We start from the raw sequence: 20,485 nt of genomic DNA, 5'->3' as shown, positions 1-20,485 counted from the left end.
GAGCAGGGCTTACATTCCTGTTAGGTAAATTTTAGACATAAAAAAAGCGCGTTAAAAAACGCGCTTAATTAAATGGTAAACTAATCGAATTAGCTAACCACTTTTACAGGTACTGCTTGTCCTGCGTTAAACTTAGTTGTCATTGCTTCTTCAACAGGTGTAAACGAGGTAAGGTCAATACCTTCAACCGCAGACTTATACTCTTCGATAGTCGGGAAACGACCAAGTACAGTAGAAAGTACTACAACCGGCGTAGAACCTAGTAGTGACTCACCTTTTTTCTCAGATGTATCGGCTACTACACGGCCTTGGAACAGACGAGTTGATGTTGCGATAACAGTGTCACCAGGTTCAGCTTTTTCTTGGTTACCCATACATAAGTTACAACCAGGGCGTTCTAGGTATAGGATATTTTCATACTTAGTACGTGCCGCTGTTTTTGGTTTTTCATCGTCAAATTCAAAACCTGCGTATTTAGCAAGAATATCCCAGTCGCCTTCCGCTTTAAGCTCATCAACAATGTTGTATGTTGGTGGCGCAACAACTAATGGTGCTTTGAATGAGATAGAACCGTTTTTCTTTTCTAGGTTACGCAGCATGTGAGCAATAATTTTCATATCGCCTTTGTGAACCATACACGAACCAACGAAACCTAAATCAACAGGTTTGTCGTTGTAAAAAGAAACAGGGCGGATCACATCGTGAGTATAACGCTTAGAAACATCATCGTTGTTCACGTCTGGATCGGCAATCATTGGCTCAACGATTTGGTCCAAATCAACCACAACTTCTGCGTGGTATTTAGCGTTGTCGTCTGGAGAAAGTGCTGGCTCTTCACCAGATTGAATACCTGCAATACGTTTGTCAGCTAAGTCGATTAGACCTTGTAGCGTTTGCGCTTCGTTATCCATACCTTTGTTGATCATGATTTGGATACGTGATTTAGCAAGTTCAATTGACTTAATTAGCGTTTCATCATTTGAAATACAGATTGACGCTTTCGCTTTCATTTCTGCAGTCCAGTCAGTGAAAGTAAACGCTTGGTCAGCCATAAGGGTACCAATATGTACTTCAATGATACGACCTTGGAATACGTTTTCGCCACCAAATTGCTTAAGCATTTGCGCTTGAGTTGCATGTACAACGTCGCGGAAATCCATGTGCTTAGCCATTTTGCCTTTAAACGTCACTTTAACTGAATCAGGAATCGGCATCGCTGATTCACCGGTTGCAAGTGCAACAGCAACAGTACCTGAATCGGCACCAAAGGCAACGCCTTTAGACATACGAGTATGCGAGTCACCACCGATGATGATAGCGCGATCATCAATGGTAATATCGTTCAATACTTTGTGGATTACGTCAGTCATTGCATGGTAAACGCCTTTCGGGTCACGTGCAGTGATCAAACCAAACTTATTCATGAACGCCATTAGTTTTGGAATATTTGCTTGCGCTTTGCTATCCCATACTGATGCAGTGTGACAACCAGACTGATAAGCACCATCAACAAGTGGTGAAATCGTTGAAGCCGCCATCGCTTCTAATTCTTGTGCTGTCATTGGACCGGTTGTATCTTGCGAACCAACGATGTTCACTTTAACGCGAACGTTTGAGCCTGCATGAAGTGGTGTATCAGATAGAACACCTACCGCATTACGGTTAAAGATTTTTTCAACCGCTGTTAAGCCTTGGCCTTCATGTGAAATTTCTTTTGAAGGTGCATACACAAGAGGAGTTTCAATGCCGAGCGTTTCAGCAGCAAACGTTTGTAGTTTCTTACCAAATACTACAGCGTATGAACCACCAGCTTTCATGAATTCAACTTTTTGCGGTGTGAACGCTGATGATACATCAACCAGTTCTTTATCACCGTTATAAAGCTTTTTCTCTTTTGTATTGATTGTTAATACAGTACCTGTGGCAACTGAATAAGCTTCTTCAAGCACTGCATCGCCATTTTCATCAGTTACAGTATTGCCGTCTGCATCTACTTTCTTAACCCAGTTTTTAAGATCAAGACCAATACCGCCGGTTACATCAACCGTCGTTAAGAAGATTGGTGCGATACCATTAGTACCTGCAACAACAGGTGCAATGTTGATGAAAGGAACGTATGGACTTGCTTGTTTACCTGCCCAAAGTGCAACGTTATTTACACCAGACATACGAGATGAACCAACGCCCATTGTGCCTTTTTCAGCAATAAGCATTACTTTAGCATTAGGGTGTTTCTTTTGAAGTTCAACGATTTCTTGTTGTGCTTCTTCAGTGATCATACACTTACCGTGTAATTCACGGTCAGCACGTGAGTGTGCTTGGTTACCTGGAGACAGTAAATCAGTTGAGATGTCGCCTTCACCAGCAATGTAAGTTACTACTTCGATTTTTTCTTCGATGTCAGGTAGTTTTGTGAAGAATTCAGCTTTTGAGAAACTCTCTAGTAATTCTTTAGCAATTGCGTTACCTGCTTCGTAGGCCGCTTTTATGCGCTCCATATCAGCATCGTATAAGAATACCTGAGTTTTAAGTACATCAGCCGCTTGTGCTGCGATTGCTGCGTCATCACCAAATGCTAAATCAATTAGCATTTCAATTGACGGGCCGCCTTTCATGTGTGAAAGCAGTTCAAATGCAAATTCTGGAGTGATCTCTGCAACGTGCTCTTCACCAAGAATGATTTCTTTTAGAAACTGTGCTTTAACGCCCGCAGCACTAGTTGTTCCTGGTAGTGTGTTGTAGATAAAGAAATGCAGTGAATCTTGACGATGCTCGTTGTTAGTATCTTTAATTTGATTAATTAGCTCAGAAACTAGATCAGCGCTATCGATTGGTTGTGGGTTTAATCCAAGCTCCGTTTTACGGGTTTGGATTTCTTCCATATATTTTGTATACAAACTCATAGAAAACTCTCGGTAATTTACTTGATATGAAGTTTAGCATTTTAACTGATTTTACAGTCTCTAGTAATGCCTAAATGAATAAAGCTTTTATTCCTGACGATAATTATAGTTAGTTTTACTTATATAATTTGACGGTATTCGTTGCTCACCCTTAGATCCTATCGTACCTAAGCCATTAATTGTATAAATACGATTGATTTTCAGTATAAATTTTGTGAATGTTTATACGGCTGCAATGAGTACTTTTCGGTGTTGGATGAGCCTTTATAATTTTTGGCCACAAAAAAAGGGCTGAAAATTCAGCCCTTACTATATGTTATGAAAACTTATAGGTTATCTAAAAAGCGTTCTGCATCAAGTGCAGCCATACAGCCAGTACCCGCAGAAGTGATTGCTTGACGGTAGATATGATCAGACACATCACCGGCAGCAAATACGCCTGGCACACTAGTTTGTGTTGCATTACCGTTAAGACCAGACTCAACTACTAAGTAGCCGTCTTTCATTTCTAGCTGACCTTCAAACATATCGGTGTTTGGCTTATGGCCGATGGCTATAAACACACCCGCTAAATCAAGTTCTTCAGTAGCATCTGATGCCACATCTTTAATGCGAACGCCGGTAACACCCATTTGGTCACCAAGCACTTCATCAAGTGTACGGTTGTAGTGCATGACAACGTTACCGTTCGCTGCTTTTTCAGCAAGGCGGTCAGCAAGAATCTTTTCACTACGGAAACTATCACGACGGTGAATAACATGAACTTCATCAGCAATGTTAGACAGGTATAACGCTTCTTCAACCGCTGTATTACCACCACCAACAACCGCTACTTTTTGACCTTTATAGAAAAAGCCGTCACAGGTTGCACAAGCTGAAACGCCGCGACCTTGGAAATTAGTCTCAGACTCTAAGCCTAAATATTTCGCAGAAGCACCTGTTGCAATGATTAAAGCATCACAGGTGTAAGTACCTTGGTCACCGGTTAGTGTGAAAGGGCGCTTAGATACGTCAACTTTGTTGATGTGGTCGAACACAATTTCAGTTTCAAAGCGTTCTGCATGCTCTTTCATACGATCCATTAATGCAGGGCCGGTTAAACCGTGTGCATCGCCAGGCCAGTTTTCAACTTCAGTAGTGGTTGTTAGCTGACCACCTTGTTGAATACCTGTAATTAAAACAGGGTTTAAATTAGCACGTGCAGCGTAAACTGCAGCTGTATAGCCTGCAGGGCCCGAACCTAAAATAAGTAACTTACAATGTTTTGCTTCAGTCATGATCTTTTCCTAAACGTTTAATACGGTTTTAATGCGCCCGATTCTAAGAAAAACAAGCAGGAAGTAAATAAAAGATGAGATTATTTTTTTTCGCAAATTCCGAAGCTGTTCATTAATGTGTACTAGCAAATGACTTACAAGCAGTGCTCGACTAATAAATAGACTGTTAGCCAATAAAACGACGTTAATTCATGACCAGCCTGATTTTTTTTGTTATCTTTTAACTAATTTTGATTTGTCACTGCTTAATTATGTGACCTAAGTGAATAGGCAACTATGTTATTTTGGCAAGAGAAACCCGCATTTGGGTTGACTTCAAAAGACGTTAACGTCTTAACCAATGCGCAAGAATACCGTACGCAATTGTTAGATTTAATTGCCAACGCAAAAAAACGAATTTATATCACCACACTTTACTTACAAGATGATGAAGCGGGTCGTGAAATATTAGCTGCGCTGCACAGTGCTTCGTTAGCTAATCCTGCGCTTGAGATAAAAGTATTGGTGGATTTTCATCGTGCGCAACGCGGTTTAATTGGAGCTGAAAAGTCAGAGGGCAATGCAAGCTTATATTGCGACGATTTAGAAAAATTTAATTCAAACGTTCAAGTGTATGGTGTCCCCGTAAAGGCAAAAGAACTGTTTGGGGTGTTACATTTAAAAGGCTTTGTTATTGACGACACACTGCTCTACAGCGGTGCCAGTTTAAATAATGTGTATTTGCAATATAGCGACCGATACCGGCTCGATCGCTACTTTTTAGTATCGCAAAGCGAATTATGTGACTCAGTAGTCGATTTTATCGAATCAACTTTATTAAGTTCTGAAGCGGTACCAAGAATTGATCAACGACCGCTTAAACGTATGGCTGACTTTAAGCTTGAACAAAAGCAACTTATGCGTGAGCTTAAATCGGCAAGTTATAAAAATGCGCAAGAGTTTAATACCCATGCAATGGGTATTCGTTTATTTTTAGGGTTAGGCCGTCGTAATAACGAGCTCAATCGCTTAATTAAAGCGTTATTTGATACCACCGAGCAAGAGTTGGTGTTATACACGCCGTATTTTAATTTTCCAGCGCCTTTAATGCGCTCTTTACGTCGCTTATTAAAGCAAGGTAAGCAGGTTACTATTGTGGTGGGCGATAAAACCGCAAACGATTTTTATCTGCCACCTAGCGAGCCATTTAGTAAAATTGGTGCACTGCCTTATTTATACGAAACTATTTTGCACAAGTTTGTAAAATCGCAAAAACGCCACATAGATAATGGCAACCTAAACGTATACCTTTGGAAACACGAGAGTAACTCGTTCCATCTAAAAGGGATTTGCTGCGACCGCAAAGTACATTTACTCAGTGGGCATAACCTAAATCCGCGCGCGTGGGGGCTCGATATCGAAAATGGCATCCTGATAGAAGATCCTGAGCAAACGATAATGCGCGACATTGATAATGAACGCCAAGAAATTTTAAAGCATTGTCGTCGTTTAACCGGTCCAAATGATTTAGAAACCATGGACGATTACCCGCAACCGGTGAAAAAACTGCTTGGTCAAGCTAAGCGCGTAAAAGTCGATTTTATTATTAAACGATTTATATAATACGAGGGTCTGTTGACCACAGACCCTAAAATTTAGATACAAAAAAAGCAGCTAATTAGCTGCTTTTTTAATGCTTATACCTAAATAATGACTTAGGTATAAGCGGTAACAATAATAGTTACGCGTTTTCTACTGCAGTGCGTGGGTCAACATATTCCATGTTGAACGCTTCAGCTACTTCTTTGTAAGTTACTTGGCCTTTAATTACGTTTAAGCCTTTTAAGAAGTGAGCGTCATCTAGTAGTGCTTTTTTGTAACCTTTGTTTGCAAGGTTAATGATGAACGGTAATGTTGCATTATTAAGTGCAAACGTAGATGTACGTGGAACAGCACCAGGCATGTTAGCAACACAGTAGTGAACAACTTCATCAACGATGAAAGTAGGATCAGCGTGCGTAGTTGCTTTAGAGGTTGCAATACAACCACCTTGGTCAATCGCAACATCAACAATAGCAGCACCTGGCTTCATTGCTTTAATGTGTTCAGCAGTCACTAGTTTAGGTGCAGCAGCACCTGGGATAAGCACGCCACCAATTACTAGGTCAGCTTCTAGTACGTGCTTTTCAAGCGCGTCAGCTGTTGAGTAAATAGCTTTAACTTTGTTACCAAACTGTGCGTCTAGTGCACGTAGTACGTCGATGTTACGGTCAAGTACAACAACCTCAGCACCTAAGCCAACCGCCATTTGTGCAGCGCTACGACCAACCATGCCGCCGCCAATAACAACAACTTTAGCTGGCTCAACACCTGGTACACCACCTAGTAACATACCACGACCGTGGTTTGCTTTTTCTAGCGCTTGTGCACCTGCTTGAATAGACATACGACCCGCTACTTCACTCATTGGTGCCAATAGTGGTAAACCGCCGCGTGCGTCAGTCACTGTTTCATAAGCAATACAGATTGCTTTACTTTTAACAAGGTCTTCAGTTTGTGGAAGATCCGGTGCAAGGTGAAGGTAAGTGAAAAGAATTTGGTCTTCACGTAACATTGCACGTTCAACAGCTTGTGGCTCTTTTACCTTGATGATCATTTCTGCTTTTGCAAAAACGTCAGCAGCTGTTTCTAAAATTTCAGCACCTGCTTGAACATAATCATCATCTGTAAAACCAATGCCCATACCAGCGTTAGTTTCAACAATCACTTGGTGACCGTGATTTACAAGTTCGCGAACACTCGCAGGAACCATACCTACACGGTACTCATGGTTTTTAATTTCTTTAGGTACACCAATAATCATAATTTTGCCTTGTTAGAACGGGATAAAAATTTTTCACTATTATATTCATGCTAGGGTAGTGTGTCTCACCTTTTTTTAAGGTCTTTGTAGTGTTAGTATCTATTAAATCGATTTTGTTAGAATAAAAAACTAAAAAGCTATGCATAACTTATTAGACCGTATTGATCGCAAGATTTTAGTCGAATTACAACTCGATGGCCGCCTGTCAAATGTTGAACTGGCCCGACGAGTTGGCCTAAGCGCCACGCCCTGTCTAGAGCGAGTGAAAAAGCTCGAACGAGAAGGGTATATTTTAGGCTACAAAGCTGTGGTTGACCCTGCCAAGCTTGGTCAAGGGCTTTCTGTGTATGTGGAAGTAACCATTACCAAAACATCGCCCGACGTATTTGAAGAGTTCAGTGCCGCTGTTAGAAAGCACGAAGAAATTATAGAATGTCATTTGGTTTCGGGTAATTTCGACTTTTTATTAAAAACCCGGGTTAACGATATGTCAGAATACCGAGGCGTGCTCGGTGATATATTATTAAAACTGCCTAATGTGAGTGAAAGCCGCACTTATGTAGTCATGGAAGAAGTAAAAGGTGAAGAGGGCGTGGTGATCCGTCCTTTTGTTGCTTAATGATAGAGTAACAGCCTTTAATATACTTTTGTTGTTGCAGCCAACTTTGCTTTTTTAATAAGTGTGCGACTAAATAATAAAAACTTGTTCATAATCAGGCCATCATGGTTAAGATAAAGTGCATCAAAATACATTTCCTGCTAAGGTATTCTATTGCCAAGTGAGTGTAAAAAATAATAATGAGGGATAGGTAATTATGCGCCTAAACGGTGTACAAAGACTATTAGAAACGGGGCTCATCGTCAGCACCTTTGCAGCGGTGTTTATTTTATGTGCTTTAATTAGTTTTCATCCTGCCGATCCTGCTTGGTCGCAAACGGGTGAATTTACCAACGTACAAAATATTACGGGTACAGCGGGCGCGTGGGTGGCCGACATACTATTACTTACCTTTGGCTGGCTTGCCTATTTTGTGCCAGCGGCTATTCAGCTGCTAGGTTACTTGGTGTTTAAGCAGCCACACCGTATTTTACAACTCGATTACACCACACTTGGATTACGCATTATTGGTTTTGCGCTGTTTATTACCTCAGCAACCGCTATTAGCAGTATTAATTTTGATGATATTTATAACTTTTCATCCGGTGGGGTAGTGGGTGATGTGATTGCATCAGCCATGATGCCAGCGTTTAATTTTACCGGTACCTCTATTTTACTACTGTGTTTCTTTTTTGCAGGCTTAACACTGTTAACGGGTGTGTCGTGGGTACAATTTGTTGATTACTTAGGAGATTTAATTGTTCGGTTATACCGCTTTTTGGTGACCTATGCCCGAGGCTGGATGCAACGTGAACGCATTGCAGGTAAAGTACAAGACGAGCAACCCGATGCTTATTTTGAAGACGATACACGCCAACAAGAACCTGAACTTGCTGATAAAAAAGCAGACAGACCAAAAGCACTCGACAAACCAACAACTAAAGTAAACGCCCCTCAAGACGACGAATTTATGCCGTTTGACGAGCTTGACCAAATACTCGATCAAGAAATTAGCTTTAGCGCCATAGACGATGAACCTATGGACACCGAGGCAGCACTTAACGCGCTGGATCAAAGCCCTGTGGTTGAACCTGAAAAACCAGCAACAACCGTGGTTTCACCAGCAAGGCCAATTAACAAGCCAAAATCAGGGTTTCAACCGCCGCCAACTGCAAAAGAAAAGTTTGAGCAATTATTAGAGCAAGAGCCACCTCCGGGGCCATTGCCATCACTTGATTTACTCGACAGACCCGACAAAGCAAAAAACCCCATTTCGCAAGAAGAGCTCGATAGCGTATCGCGCCTTGTAGAAACAAAATTACTTGATTTTAACGTACAAGCAACCGTGGTTGGAGTATATCCCGGGCCTGTTGTTACCCGTTTTGAGCTTGATTTAGCACCGGGTATTAAGGTGTCTAAAATTACTGGGCTGTCAAAAGATTTAGCGCGTTCACTTTCGGCAATTAGTGTGCGCGTGGTTGAAGTTATTCCAGGTAAAACCTATATCGGTATTGAGCTGCCTAATAAATACCGTGAAATTGTACGTTTATCAGAAGTCATAAACGCGCCTAAGTTTGAGCAAAACCCCTCGCCGTTAACCATGGTGCTAGGTAAAGATATTGCAGGGCAACCTGTGTGTGCCGACCTAGGTAAAATGCCACACTTACTGGTAGCTGGTACAACCGGTTCAGGTAAGTCAGTGGGCGTTAATGTAATGATATTAAGCTTACTGTATAAATCGGGCCCTGAAGATGTTCGTATGATCATGATTGACCCGAAAATGCTTGAGCTTTCTGTTTACGAAGGCATTCCGCATTTATTGTGTGAAGTTGTAACTGACATGAAAGAAGCGGCCAACGCACTGCGCTGGTGTGTAGGTGAAATGGAACGCCGTTATAAGCTGATGTCGGCTTTAGGTGTACGTAACTTAAAAGGTTACAACCAAAAAGTAATGGAAGCCAAAGAAGCGGGCTACCCAATTATGGATCCATTATTTAAAGACACCGACGGCATGAAAGATGGCCCCGATGAGCTAGATAAATTACCTAGCATAGTGGTGGTTATTGACGAATTTGCCGACATGATGATGATTGTAGGTAAAAAAGTTGAAGAGTTAATTGCTCGTATTGCGCAAAAAGCGCGTGCTGCGGGTATTCACTTAATTTTGGCAACGCAGCGTCCGTCGGTTGATGTAATAACCGGTTTAATTAAAGCGAATATACCTACACGTATGGCGTTTCAGGTATCAAGTAAAATAGACTCGCGCACCATACTGGATCAACAAGGCGCAGAAAATTTATTAGGCATGGGTGACATGCTTTATTTACCGCCAGGTACCAGTGTACCCGAGCGTGTGCATGGCGCGTTTGTAGACGACCATGAAGTACATGCTGTAGTAAACGATTGGAAAGCCCGTGCTAAACCAAACTACATAGACGAGATTTTAAATGGTGATGCCACGGAAGATATTCTATTACCAGGGGAAGCCAGCGAAAATGGCGATGAAGAGTCAGATCCGTTATACGACGAAGCGGTCGCCTTTGTAATAGAAACCGGTAAAGTATCGGTATCATCAGTGCAACGTAAATTACGTGTAGGCTATAACCGTGCTGCACGATTAGTAGAACAAATGGAAACATCAGGTATCGTGAGTGCACCAGGACACAACGGCGCGCGCGATGTATTAGTACCTAATGGAGCAAATTAATGAAAAAATTAAACAGTTTATTATTGGTATTGGGCAGTTTAGTGGCGATGCCAAGCTTTGCTGACGACAGCCAAGCATTACAAGATAAGTTATCGACCTTAAAAAGCTTTAAAGCACAATTTAAACAAAACGTAACCGACGGTGAAGGCCAAATGGTAATGCAAGGTCAAGGCAATATTGCGTTGCAACAGCCATTAATGATCCGCTGGCAGCAAACTAACCCAGACGACACTTTATTTGTATCAAACGGCGATAAAACCTATTACTTTGATAGCTTTGCTGAGCAAGTAACCATTATGAAAACCAGCGGTTTAATTGACTCAACGCCGTTTATATTGCTCACCTCTAAAGACCCTGCGCAATGGGAAAAATACAGCGTGATCGCTACTGACTTAGGCTTTAGCATTACCCCAAATAAAGGCGTAGAAAGCCAAGTAGAGCAGCTTGATATTACTTTTGCTGATAACGAGCAAGGGCTTGCAAAACTGGTAGTTAAAGATAACTCAGGCCAGCTGTCTGCGTTTACATTTAGCAATGCACAGGTTAATACTGAGCTTGATAAAACAACTTTTGAATTTACCCCGCCAGCGGGTGTAGAAATAGACGATCAGAGTAACGGTGAGTAATTTAGGATTTAACTTTGGGCCCGATGTGCGCCCACTCGCTGCGCGTATGCGCCCTTTATCGCTTAACGATTACATAGGGCAGCAACATTTACTCAGCGCTGATAAACCTCTTCATCAAGCGATAGTAGCAGGGCGCTGCCATAGTTTAATTTTATGGGGGCCGCCGGGGGTAGGTAAAACTACGCTGGCGCAAATTATTGCCAACCATGCAGACGCTGAACTAATTCAAATGTCGGCAGTAACCGCTGGCGTAAAAGATATTCGCGATAGCGTAACCCAAGCGCGCGATAACTTACAAAGCCGTGGTCAGCGCACTTTGATGTTTGTTGATGAAGTACACCGCTTTAATAAATCTCAGCAAGACGCGTTTTTACCGCATATTGAAGATGGCACTTTTATATTTGTAGGCGCCACCACCGAAAACCCCTCGTTTGCACTTAATAATGCGATTTTATCTCGCGCAAGGGTGTATGTATTAAAATCCTTGCAAGAAAGCGATTTATACACAGTAATAGAGCGCGCACTCAAACAAGATGAGCAACTTAGTCAAAAACACATTGTTATAGCTGACAACGCTAAACAAGCACTGTGCCAAGCAAGCGGTGGCGATGCCCGTAAAGTACTTAATTTACTCGAGCAAGCAGTCGATTTAACCACCGAGCAAAACGGCAAGTACAACGTAGACGAACAGGTACTGAGCCAAGTACTGCCCACCCATTTAGCCAAATACGATAAAGGCGGCGATGAATTTTACGATTTAATTTCGGCGTTTCATAAATCAGTACGGGGCAGTTCGCCAGATGGTGCGCTTTACTGGTACTGCCGTATTTTAGCCGGTGGCGGCGACCCGCTTTATGTTGCAAGGCGCTTATTAGCAATTGCTACAGAAGACATCGGCAACGCCGATCCACGAGCGATGGAAGTGGCTTTAAACGCATGGGATATTTTTCAGCGTGTTGGCCCAAGCGAAGGTGAGCGCGCCATTGCACAGGCCACTTTGTACTTGGCTAGTGCACCTAAAAGTAATGCGGTTTATATGGCGTTTAATCAAGCCAAACAAGACGCTAAAAACGAGCCAAGCTACCCGGTACCAGAGCATTTACGTAATGCCCCCACCAATTTAATGAAAGACTTAGGCTATGGCGCAGAGTATCGTTACGCGCATAACGAAGAAGGCGCATTTGCTGCTGGCGAAAAATACCTACCGCCAGAAATGGATGGAAAACAATACTACCAGCCAAGTGATCGTGGACTTGAGCAAAAAATTAAACAAAAGCTCGATTATTTAAAAGAGCGCGACGCACAAAGCCCAATAAAACGTTATGAGCATGATTAAACTTTACATGATGATAGCCCTTGGCGGAGCGTCAGGAGCCTGTTTACGGTTTTTTATTAGCGAAACCATGCTAAAACTCCTCGGTAGGGGATTCCCTTTTGGCACGTTGACGGTTAATATTCTGGGTTCATTGTTGATGGGCATTTTATACGGTTTAATAGATAAACAAGTTATTGCCGTCAGTCCTGCTAAAACCCTCATCGGAATTGGCTTTTTAGGTGCGTTAACCACCTTTTCAACATTCTCAATGGATTCGTTGTTGTTATTACAACAAGGTCACTTTATTAAAATGGCCCTCAATATCATCTTAAACGTGATGGTGTGTATTTTTATGGCTTGGCTGGGCCTTCAGCTAGTAATGCAAAAAGGTTAAAAAACTAACATGTTAGATTCTAAATATTTACGTCAAGATGTCGAACAAACTGCCGCTCGATTAGCCGCACGTGGTTATGAGCTAGATGTAGCGGTAGTGACTGAACTTGAAGAAAAACGCAAAACATTACAAGTAAAAACGCAAGAACTTCAAAGTCAACGTAACGCCAGTGCGAAAGCCATTGGCCAAGCAAAAGCAAAAGGCGAAGACGCACAACCATTGCTAGACGCAGTTGCTAACTTAGGCAGCGAGTTAGACGCGGCTAAAGCTGAGCAAGACGAAGTGTTAGAAGCAATTAAACAAATTGCCTTAGCAATTCCAAACTTACCGGACGAGTCGGTACCAGAAGGCGCTGACGAAGACGACAACGTAGAAATTTTAACTTGGGGCACCCCTAAAAAGTACGATTTTGAAGTTAAAGACCACGTTGACGTAGGGCAAGACCTAAACGGCCTAGACTTTGAAATGGGCGTTAAAATTAGTGGCGCACGTTTTACCGTAATGCGCGGCCAAGTAGCACGTATGCACCGTGCACTTACCCAATACATGCTAGACACCCACACAGATAAAAACGGCTACACAGAAATGTATGTACCGTACTTAGTGAATAGCGCAAGCCTTTACGGCACCAGCCAATTACCTAAGTTTGCGGGCGATTTATTCCACACGTTAGGCCTAGTGAACGATGATGGCGAGCAGCAAGCTGGCTTTAGCCTTATTCCTACGGCAGAAGTACCGCTTACAAACAGCGCCCGTGATGAAATTTACGAAGAAAGCGATTTACCTATTCGCTTAACAGCGCACACGCCATGTTTTAGAAGTGAAGCTGGCAGCTACGGTCGCGATACACGCGGTTTAATCCGTCAGCACCAGTTTGATAAAGTAGAGCTTGTACAGCTTGTAAAACCAGAAGATTCAATGCAAGCACTCGAAGAGCTAACAGGCCATGCTGAGCAAATTTTACAAGCGCTAGAATTGCCATACCGTAAAGTGATTTTATGTATGGGCGACATGGGCTTTGGCGCAGCTAAAACATACGATTTAGAAGTATGGTTACCAGCACAAGACACCTACCGTGAAATTTCATCATGTTCAAACATGGTTGATTTCCAAGCACGCCGTATGCAAGCACGTTTTCGTCGTGAAGGTGCTAAAAAACCAGAGCTTTTACACACACTAAACGGCTCAGGTTTAGCGGTTGGTCGTACACTTGTAGCAATACTAGAAAACTACCAACAAGCCGACGGCTCAGTAGTCGTACCAGAAGTATTACGCCCATACATGGGTGGACTTGAAGTGATTGGTAAAGCTTAAGGTAATAGCTGTCAGTTTTTAGCTAAAAGCTTTAGAAAGAAAGCCGCTGTTTGTAATGAACAGCGGCTTTTTTTGTTGTGGGTTAAGGAAAAAGGTGAAAGGTAAAAGGAGAAAGGCGAAAGTAAAAGTTACGCTATTTGTCAGTAAAAATAATAAACCTGCCTCTATTGTTTATTTGCACAACACTTTTTGTCTAATATTACTGATCTCCACCATTTTGGTGTTTTTCTACATCCAGTAAATTTAGGTGAGAGCTAACTAATTGTTTACATGTGCTTATTCGCTGGTTACATTAGATTAATTGTAATATTTAGACATTTTTCGGTTTATAAAGCGACAAATGTCGGATGCAAAGTTGTTATGTTCACAAGGAGTAATCATGCCAGAACCAATTACGACAGTCGGAATAGGAGCGATTGCAGCCTATTTAGGAAAAGATGGTCTGCAAAAACTGCTAGGCCCGACGGCAGATTACCTTGGCGGTGAGCTGCAAGAGTTCACCAAGAAAAGAATCGAAAATGTTGGGAAAATATTCAGCAAAGCTGAAGAAAAGCTAGGAGAAAATATTGATTCTCCGGGGCATGTTCCTCCGAAGGTGTTAAAGACAATTGTCAACGAGGGCTCTTACTGTGAAGATGAAGTCGCAGTAGACTATTTTGGGGGAATTCTTGCGTCATCCAGAACAGAGCTTGGTAGGGATGATCGTGGAGCGAGAATAGCTAAGATACTTGATGGCATGTCTACATATCAAATTCGCTCGCATTATGTAATCTACTCATTAATCAAGAAAGTCTTCTCTGAATCAGGTTATATGTACAACCAAGATGACAGGCACAAGATGACACTTTTCATCCCAATGAATATTTATATTGCCTCTATGCAATTTGATGAGAAGGAAATTCAACAATTCGGTGCCATTTTAAACCATGCTTTATTTGGTTTGAACAACGATGACTTAATTGAGGGCTTTCAGTATGGCCCCCAAGAAGATATCAAGAAGAATTTTGCGGACGCTGTCTCCGACGGAATTGTTGTTGCTCCAAGCGCTTTTGGCGCTGAATTGTATTTATGGGGATACGGCCAAGGCAATCAAGCCCTTTCATATGCACTTAATGCCAAAGAGCTAACAGACCTACAAGGTGTACCATTGTACTTAGATGGTGTGGTAGCCACCGACAAAGAACATAACAAATCAAGTCAGCAGGACGCCAGCGAAGCTGGCGCCTCTGCTTGAGGCGTTAGAAGTACAAGGAAGGTTTAGGTGGCAAGCGAAGAAATTCAGTTATATAACGATATAGTAAAGATTGGTCTTCCTGTATTGGGAACAGTGTTGGGTGGTGTTATTGGAGCGTTTTCCACATACTTAATTACAAAGCTAAATCATGGTAATGAAAATAAGAAGGAAGCAATCAAAAAGAGACATGAGTTAGTTCTACAAATTGCAAACGATGTAACAGAGTTTGAGCATTTAATCGGAACTTATGCCACAGCAGTTAGTAACCACATAAGAAAACTTGATGGTGCTATCAACATGGAAGCTGCAAGAAAGGCAATTGTAAATAACAATCAAGCCCTTCGTCGTGCGCGAATGACTTTAAAAATATTAGGCTTAACTGAACCAGAAAGCTTTCTTGAAGAGTATGTAGAAATTACTCGAGAAGTAATTGCATACGGCCCCAACCTTAAACCAGAGAGAATCTCTGAATTATCTAAGGTAATAACTAAAGGTCCTATAAAATTTTATGAGTCACTTGCTTCAGAGTTCTCAATAAGTACGGCGGTATAGTACTTCTAACATGTCGTTCAAAAGGACAAAAAACAGTTGGCTTTTGCTCCTTCGTCGCTTATTTTAACCAACTGATATTTGCCCATTATCGGGGCATTAGCCATCAAAAGGAGTTCCAATGGCATCTTTAGATTACGATTTCGAAAAAAACCATTTTAGAGAGTTTTATAGTGATAACTTGCAAGTCCTTGATGATGCAAAGACTTCTTTTTGTGCGTTGATAAATGCACTGGTTTCACACACTGGCGATATCGCAATCTCCAAAATAGAAGGCAGAGTTAAAGATAAAGAAGAATGCCTTAGAAAATTTAATCTAAAGTATCGAAAAGAGCTTGAAGCGAATGAAACTGATTATGAGATCAAAGATCATATTTCTGACTTAATTGGTCTCAGAGTCGTTTGCTTATATGAGGATGACATCGAAAAAATAAAGGCTGTATTAGACCAGCATTTTTCTGTCATTGACGTAACTGACAAAATTGCTCAAATGGAGAAAACTGAAGGTTCATTCGGTTATAAGGGGTTGCACTTAGATTTAAAACTAGGAGATGAGCGCAAGGAAATGCCTGAATATAAGGCATTTGTGGATTTTAATTTTGAGATACAAATACGAACTATTGTACAGGATTCTTGGAGCGTCTTAGACCATAAAATCAAATACAAGAAAAAAATCCCGAACAAATTAAAAAGAAGAATCAATACATTAGCTGCATTATTTGAATTAGCTGATAGGGAATTCCTAGCAATAAGAACTGAGACTGAACTTGAAATCCAAAAAGCGGAAGATGATGATACGGATGAAGTTTTAGACCCTACCGTTGCAGGTCCACAAAAATTAGTATCATCTAATGGAAATGGGTTGTTAACTGCATTCGGACTTCTAAAAATAGCTAACCACTTTTTCTCTGATTTTGATGCGGAAGCACATAAAGTTGATGGCTTTACAGAGGAAATTGTTTCTTTAGAGCCTGAAATAACAAGAACTAAGTTGAATACCTATATGAAAGAAGGGATTGCAAAAGTTAAACGTTATAAAACAGACTTTGAAACAAATGAAAATTCAAAAGATACTTTAAATCCATACACCATGATAAGGCATTGTTTATATTATGGTAATAAAGATGCATACGCTTCAGTTCTTACAAATGCTTCCAAAGAATCATTTGAAAAATGGCTTGCTGATAATGAAGGCTAACAAGTCGTTCCAAAAGACAATGCTCCTTACCCGTTTTAGTGGGCACCTCCTCATCACTTTGAGTAGACTAAAATGCCTAGATATACTCAACCTAGAAAGACCAAAGGAAGACCAAAGGAAGACCAAAGGGGTGAAATCTTGACTTCAGACATCAGAACTTAAATTCTTCAAAGCGGCTTAATTCAAGCCGCTATTTTCCTCTAAAAGCGCAGAGTCTCTTATCCTCTTTGAAACCAAAGGGGTCAAATCTTGACTTCAGACATCAGAACTTAAATTTCTCCAAACGACTTAATTCAACCTATTATTTCCCTCTAAAAGCGAAGCGTCTCTTATCCTCTTTGTGAATTAATGTTGCTTTGCTAACATAAGTTTTGTGCGTTTGGGGGTAGTTATTTTTAGCATATTATAATTACGATATAGACGTTGGTGAAAAGCCATTTGTTTACTTATTTATAAGGTGGGTTGTTTTCATAAGTGTTTGTAATATAGTGTCTATTAATCAACCTAATATAGAATAAGGAATATTCATGGAATTAGTCAAAACCACAAGTTTGAAATTTGAAGTAACAGAAACAGGTCATCAAATTATTCAGGCTAAGATCAACGAACATAAAGTAAATTTAATTTTAGATACAGCGGCGGGTGCATCTGTTTTAGATAGGGCATGTATTAAAAAGCTTGGAATAGAAGAAGTGTTTAGTGAAGAAAATGCTGCTGGTTTGGGTACCTCAGAGCATGAAATGGGCCTGATTGAATTATTAAAATTTGAATTAGCAGAGCAATTTTTTGAAAGTACAGAGTTTGTTTCACTAAACCTTGACCATGTTCAGGTAGCAGGTGGTGATAATATTATCCATGGATTATTAGGTTCTCCATTTTTTAGAAAATACCAAGCTGTGTTAGATTTTGGCACTAATACAGTGACAATTAGAGAGCCGTTAGCTGATTATGAGTAATTAAAGCGACTTATTTAAGCCGCTCTTTGCATATTATACACAGCGTGATAAATCGGGTTGTCTCAAGTGAATTTATCATTTTTGTCGGATGGCGTGGCTTCGCCACTTATCCGACCTACGTTAAAAGGTAGGGTGGTTAAGCCGAAGGCGCCACCCAACAGAGTTCTAATTTAGGTGACACAAGTTGATGATTTAATTAATTTAGTTACTAATTTATGTGTTTATAACCCTCTAAAAGCAGCGAAATTGTCATGAATGTCATTAGTAACACTACAATAATCACTGACTCTTGAGCTTAATTGTAAAAGAGCGAAGTAAGGTTGAAGTTTTAACGTCATGGTTCTGTCGGGCTTGGTCTATAAATTGTACTTATATTATTCAACAGCTTTTAAGCGTTTTGTAATGGCTTGAAGTTTATCTTCTAGTGTAAAAGACAGAATTAAGGTTTCTTCTACAATTTCTTTCGTTTCATCAACTAAGCCTACTAGCTCCGACTCTTGCTCTTCATCTAAGCCTAGAGTGATCATTTTTGATTGTATAGCTTGAGATAAGTCATTTACGAGTATTTTTATTTGTTTATCTTGCTCTGAGCATAGCTTTTTTATGGTACTAAAATCATCAGCAAGTTGACTTTTTAGAGTGTTTAAAGCTTGTTGGCGAATGTTGGCTTTTTCTAATTGTTGTTCAATAAATTCTATCCGGCTTTCTATAATGGTAAGCAAAATAGCGAAGTTATCTCGAAGGCGACCGAGTAAACCTTCATCCTTTGTATTTATTCCTTTTACAAGCATTGAACAAGAAGGCGCGTTAAATAATAAATTAGAGCTAAATGGAACTATTCGCTTGGCTCTTCTGCCTAGTTCTAGAATTTCTTTTTCTAAGTCAGAAATAGTATGTTTTGGGAATTGGTGATATTGGTTTGCTACCCTAAACTCTATGCAGCAGCTGGCGCCTGCATTAGTAAAATAGCGCTGTACGTTAGCAAATAATGTGTCTAAATCCGTTACCTCAAGATTGTCAGTAAAAAATGTGACTAATTCTCCGAGTTCGCTTGCTTGTTGCATTGATGTAAAAGCGGTAGATGAAGCGACTTCGAACATTTCTTTTAGATTATTTCGCTCTGTAATGCGCAGTTCTACACGCTTTAATTTTTCGTTAAGTTCCTTAAAATCTACTGGCTTGGCAATATAATCATCACCGCCATAGCCATAAGCTGTTAGTTTGTCTTCACTCGATGTTAAGGCTGAAATAAATATAATTTCACAGTCGTCGTACGCACCACATTCTTTTATTTCTTTAACCAAGTCGTAACCCGTGAAATCATTACTAAGTAAGATATCCATTAGGACTACTTGAGGCTGATGTTCCTCCATTAAAGCTAATATAGGCTCGCTGCCATCAGATGAGGTAATGTCATGTTGCTTGGATAGGACCATTTCCATGATATTTCTATTTTGAGGGTTATCATCGACGGACAATATTTTCACATGCTCTCCTAAATTTAACTATTCTCATCCTTCTTCAATATAATAGCCATGGAAATGGCTACCCGCAAATAATCGGCTTATGTATATTTTTCATTACTTATTTAAGTGACACAACTTTAACCCTCAATTACGGTAGTTACTTAATTTATGTGTTTATAACCCCTATTAAAGCGGAGAAATTGTCATGAATGTCATTAGCAACACTACAATAATCACTGACTCATTAGCTTCGTGGCATAAGAGCCAATCGACGTTTCAATTTCAAGGTCATGACATTGCATATCATGTGCAAGGTAAAGAGGGCGCGCCGTGTTTATTGCTGATTCATGGTTATCCAACTGCAAGTTGGGATTGGCATAATCAATGGGCTGCGCTAACACAGCACTTTAAGGTGTCTACCCTCGATATGCTGGGTTTTGGTTTTAGTGATAAACCAAAAAATAGTCGTTACACCATTAGCATGCAAGCGGATTTACTGACTCATTTTTTACAGCTTTTCAATGTAAAAGCAGCGCATATTCTAAGCCACGATTACGGTGATACGGTAGCGCAGGAACTACTTGCTCGAAGCAACTTAAATGAGCCATATGCCATAAAAATACAAAGCGTTTGCTTTCTCAACGGCGGGCTATTCCCTGAAACACATAAACCGGTATTACTGCAAAAGCTGCTACTTAGTCCACTTGGCGGATTTGTGTCGCGACTTGCGAACTATAAAAGTTTTAAGCGTAATTTCGACAATATATGTTCTATACCACTTGCTGAAAAAGAGCTAAACGAATTGTGGCAGTTAATTGAATACAAACAGGGTAAACCAGTAATGGCAAAACTGATTTATTACATCACAGAGCGTAAATTACATCGCGCTCGTTGGGTGAGCGCTTTACAACAAGCAGATGTACCCATGCGTTTAATTTGCGGTATGGACGACCCTGTTTCGGGTCGTCATATGGTTAAACGTTATCGCGAATTAATCATTAATCCAGATATTATTGAACTAGAAGGGGTAGGACATTACCCGCAATTAGAACAACCAAATCAAGTAACTCAGTCCTTCTTTGAGTTTCATAAGTTTAAATAAATGA

Annotated in this window: 16 protein-coding genes; 12 read left to right on the top strand and 4 right to left on the bottom strand. The window is 40.6% G+C overall.

The window, feature by feature from the left end; genetic code table 11:
* Positions 1–89 precede the first annotated feature (89 nt).
* Both N523_RS0106980 and trxB read right to left on the bottom strand, forming a co-directional pair.
* Positions 90–2,903, bottom strand: a complete 2,814-nt coding sequence (locus N523_RS0106980) for a bifunctional aconitate hydratase 2/2-methylisocitrate dehydratase (protein ID WP_028835873.1) — start codon at positions 2,901–2,903, stop codon at positions 90–92.
* Between the two features lie 326 nt (positions 2,904–3,229).
* A complete protein-coding gene (gene trxB, locus N523_RS0106975) occupies positions 3,230–4,180 on the bottom strand; it encodes a thioredoxin-disulfide reductase (RefSeq protein WP_008110078.1) in 951 nt (316 codons plus the stop codon).
* 276 nt (positions 4,181–4,456) lie between these two features.
* Between trxB and pssA the strand changes: the two genes are divergently transcribed.
* Positions 4,457–5,782, top strand: coding sequence for a CDP-diacylglycerol--serine O-phosphatidyltransferase (gene pssA, locus N523_RS0106970; RefSeq protein ID WP_028835872.1), 1,326 nt, complete (start codon positions 4,457–4,459; stop codon positions 5,780–5,782).
* A gap of 118 nt (positions 5,783–5,900) precedes the next feature.
* On the opposite strand, the gene ald is transcribed toward pssA, so the two are convergent.
* A complete protein-coding gene (ald, locus tag N523_RS0106965; RefSeq protein WP_013464758.1) occupies positions 5,901–7,022 on the bottom strand; it encodes an alanine dehydrogenase in 1,122 nt (373 codons plus the stop codon).
* A gap of 139 nt (positions 7,023–7,161) precedes the next feature.
* Here ald and lrp point away from each other — a divergent pair, with 139 nt between their 5' ends.
* The 10 genes from lrp to N523_RS0106905 all read left to right on the top strand — a co-directional run bounded on the left by lrp (position 7,162) and on the right by N523_RS0106905 (position 17,913).
* Entirely contained in the window at positions 7,162–7,641 is a 480-nt protein-coding gene (gene lrp / locus N523_RS0106960; RefSeq protein WP_008110073.1) for a leucine-responsive transcriptional regulator Lrp, read from the top strand.
* A gap of 196 nt (positions 7,642–7,837) precedes the next feature.
* Positions 7,838–10,327 carry a DNA translocase FtsK gene (locus N523_RS0106950; protein WP_013464760.1) on the top strand — a complete coding sequence of 830 codons (2,490 nt, stop codon included), beginning with the start codon at positions 7,838–7,840 and terminating at the stop codon, positions 10,325–10,327.
* Positions 10,327–10,953 (top strand): outer membrane lipoprotein chaperone LolA, encoded by a 627-nt coding sequence (gene lolA, locus N523_RS0106945; RefSeq protein ID WP_028835871.1) that lies wholly within the window; start codon positions 10,327–10,329, stop codon positions 10,951–10,953. The genes N523_RS0106950 and lolA overlap by 1 nt, the downstream gene beginning before the upstream one ends.
* Complete coding sequence (locus N523_RS0106940; protein ID WP_028835870.1) at positions 10,946–12,289, top strand: replication-associated recombination protein A; 1,344 nt, start codon at positions 10,946–10,948, stop codon at positions 12,287–12,289. The genes lolA and N523_RS0106940 overlap by 8 nt, the downstream gene beginning before the upstream one ends.
* On the top strand, positions 12,282–12,662 hold the full coding sequence (gene crcB, locus N523_RS0106935; RefSeq protein ID WP_010389726.1) for a fluoride efflux transporter CrcB: 381 nt from the start codon (positions 12,282–12,284) through the stop codon (positions 12,660–12,662). Before N523_RS0106940 ends, crcB begins: the two co-directional genes overlap by 8 nt.
* A 9-nt stretch (positions 12,663–12,671) precedes the next feature.
* Entirely contained in the window at positions 12,672–13,976 is a 1,305-nt protein-coding gene (gene serS / locus N523_RS0106930; protein ID WP_024601694.1) for a serine--tRNA ligase, read from the top strand.
* Positions 13,977–14,355: 379 nt separating this feature from the next.
* Entirely contained in the window at positions 14,356–15,210 is an 855-nt protein-coding gene (locus N523_RS0106925) for a hypothetical protein (RefSeq protein ID WP_028835869.1), read from the top strand.
* Positions 15,211–15,237: 27 nt separating this feature from the next.
* Positions 15,238–15,762: a hypothetical protein gene (locus N523_RS0106920; RefSeq protein WP_028835868.1), complete on the top strand. Its 525-nt coding sequence runs from the start codon at positions 15,238–15,240 to the stop codon at positions 15,760–15,762.
* 118 nt (positions 15,763–15,880) lie between these two features.
* Complete coding sequence (locus N523_RS0106915) at positions 15,881–16,957, top strand: GTP pyrophosphokinase (RefSeq protein WP_028835867.1); 1,077 nt, start codon at positions 15,881–15,883, stop codon at positions 16,955–16,957.
* Between the two features lie 527 nt (positions 16,958–17,484).
* Positions 17,485–17,913: a retropepsin-like aspartic protease gene (locus N523_RS0106905; protein ID WP_028835866.1), complete on the top strand. Its 429-nt coding sequence runs from the start codon at positions 17,485–17,487 to the stop codon at positions 17,911–17,913.
* A 374-nt stretch (positions 17,914–18,287) separates the two neighbouring features.
* Here the strand turns inward: N523_RS0106905 and N523_RS0106900 are convergent, their stop codons facing one another.
* Positions 18,288–19,400 (bottom strand): response regulator transcription factor, encoded by a 1,113-nt coding sequence (locus tag N523_RS0106900; protein ID WP_231485800.1) that lies wholly within the window; start codon positions 19,398–19,400, stop codon positions 18,288–18,290.
* Between the two features lie 184 nt (positions 19,401–19,584).
* On the opposite strand from N523_RS0106900, the gene N523_RS0106895 reads away from it, so the two are divergent.
* Positions 19,585–20,481 (top strand): alpha/beta fold hydrolase, encoded by an 897-nt coding sequence (locus N523_RS0106895; protein WP_036950980.1) that lies wholly within the window; start codon positions 19,585–19,587, stop codon positions 20,479–20,481.
* Positions 20,482–20,485 lie beyond the last annotated feature (4 nt).

It is taken from the genome of Pseudoalteromonas sp. 23_GOM-1509m, assembly GCF_000518425.1.
Classification (GTDB): domain Bacteria; phylum Pseudomonadota; class Gammaproteobacteria; order Enterobacterales; family Alteromonadaceae; genus Pseudoalteromonas; species Pseudoalteromonas tetraodonis.
The sequence above is the reverse complement of the archived record's forward strand: the minus strand, read 5'-3'. Positions and strand labels throughout refer to the sequence as shown.